At 72.9% G+C, this 2,214-nt stretch carries 1 protein-coding gene and 1 other RNA gene; both read left to right on the plus strand.

The features are described 5' to 3' along the window. Positions 1-84, plus strand: an RNA gene (gene ffs, locus ITI46_RS34195) — signal recognition particle sRNA small type; the annotation flags it as partial. Between the two features lie 66 nt (positions 85-150). Then, on the plus strand, positions 151-2,214 hold a 2,064-nt coding region (locus tag ITI46_RS34200; protein WP_209243907.1), incomplete at its 3' end, for a DNA polymerase III subunit gamma and tau.

Below are 2,214 nucleotides of genomic sequence, written 5' to 3' on the forward strand. Positions count from 1 at the left end.
GGCGCTAACTGACTGAACTCCCCCAGGGCCGGAAGGCAGCAAGGGTAGGTCGGCTCTGGCGGGTGCGTGAGGGGCGTTTGCGTTTCTTGGTGTTCGTGCGCCGGGTGCGGAGTGGGCCGCTTGTCGGTGGGGGCCGATATCGTCGGGGGTGTGTCGTCCCTCGCCCTGTACCGCCGCTATCGCCCCGAGACCTTCGCCGAGGTCATCGGGCAACAGCATGTGACCGATCCGCTCCAGCAGGCGCTGCGGAACAACCGGGTCAACCACGCGTACCTCTTCAGTGGCCCGCGCGGCTGTGGGAAGACGACCAGCGCGCGCATTCTGGCCCGGTGTCTCAACTGCGAGCGGGGGCCGACGCCCACGCCCTGCGGGGAGTGCCAGTCGTGCCGTGACCTGGCGCGGAACGGGCCCGGTTCGATCGACGTCATCGAGATCGACGCCGCCTCGCACGGAGGTGTGGACGACGCCCGTGAGCTGCGGGAGAAAGCGTTCTTCGGGCCCGCCTCGAGCCGGTACAAGATCTACATCGTGGACGAGGCGCACATGGTGACCCCGGCCGGGTTCAACGCGCTGCTGAAGGTGGTCGAGGAGCCGCCCGAGCACCTGAAGTTCATCTTCGCGACGACGGAGCCCGAGAAGGTCATCGGGACCATTCGGTCGCGTACGCACCACTATCCGTTCCGGCTCGTCCCGCCGGGTACGTTGCGTGACTACCTGGCCGAGGTGTGTGAGCGGGAGAGCATTCCGGTCGAGGACGCCGTCCTGCCGCTGGCCGTACGGGCCGGTGCCGGCTCGGTGCGGGACTCGATGTCGGTGATGGACCAGTTGCTCGCCGGGGCCGGTGAGGACGGTGTGACATATGCCATGGCGACCTCGCTGCTCGGCTACACCGACAGTGCTCTGCTGGACGACATCGTCGATGCGTTCGCGGCGGGGGACGGGGCGCGTGCGTTCGAGATCGTCGACCGGGTCATCGAGGGCGGGCACGATCCGCGCCGGTTCGTCACCGATCTGCTGGAGCGGCTGCGGGATCTGGTGATCCTGGCCGCCGTGCCGGACGCCGTGGAGAAGTCGCTGATCGACGCGCCGGGGGACGTGGTCGAGCGGATGCGGGCCCAGGCGTCGGTCTTCGGCGCCGCGGAGCTGAGCCGGGCCGCCGATATCGTCAACACTGGCTTGACAGAGATGCGGGGGGCCACTGCCCCGCGGTTGCAGCTCGAGTTGATCTGCGCGCGGGTGCTGTTGCCCGCCACGTACGGGGATGAGCGCTCCGTCCAGGCCCGGTTGGACCGGCTGGAGCGGGGGGCTGCCGGTGCTGCCCTGGGTGGGCAGGGGGTTGGTGCGGCTGGCGCCGGGGTGCCGGGTGGGATGCCTGGCGCCGGGGCGCCTGGTGGTGGAGTGCCTGGGGCAGGGGGGCCCGGTGCGGGTGCGGGTGCTGCTGGTGGTGCCGGGATGCCTGGTGCGGGGGACGTCGCCGGGGAACAGGTGGCCGGGGCCGTGCCGTCCGCGCCGTCCTCGGGTGCTGCTCCGGGGGCCTCGGCCCCGGCTCCTCTGGCTCCCTCGGCTCCGGCCCCTTCCGCGCCCGCCGCGCCCGCCGCGCAGGAGACAGGACGACGGCCCGGCGCGTGGCCCGGTGGGACGGGGCCGGGTGGCGGCGCCGGTGCGGATTCCGGGCGGCGGCCCGGTGCCTGGCCCGGTACGGCCGGGCCGCCAAGCGGTGGCAGCGCAGCTCCGTCCGCCGCCCCGGCACCGTCCGGGCCGCCAGGGGGTGGCGCGGACGGCGGAGCGGCTGCTGCCCCTGCGGGCGGTGGCGGCGATCCGGCTCAGGTCCGGCAGATGTGGCCGCAGATCCTGGAGGCCGTCAAGAACCGGCGGCGCTTCACCTGGATTCTGCTCAGCCAGAACGCGCAGGTCGTCGGCTTCGACGGCAAGACGCTGCAGATCGGGTTCCCCAACGCGGGGGCGCGGGACAGCTTCGCCAACGGTGGCAGCGACGAGGTGCTGCGGCAGGCGCTCGGCGATGCACTGGGAGTGCAGTGGCAGGTCGAGGCGATTGTCGATCCGTCGGGTGGCGGCGGTGGTGCCGGTGGCAGTGGCGGCGGCGGTGGTGCCGGGGGCCCTAGTGGGCCGGGCTCCGGGTACGGCGCGGGGTCCGGGGCCATGGGAGGCGCTGGGGCGGCGGCTGCTCCGGCGCAGGCGCCGCCCCAGCAGCAG

This window comes from Streptomyces oryzae (assembly GCF_017676365.1).
Taxonomy (GTDB): domain Bacteria; phylum Actinomycetota; class Actinomycetes; order Streptomycetales; family Streptomycetaceae; genus Streptomyces; species Streptomyces oryzae.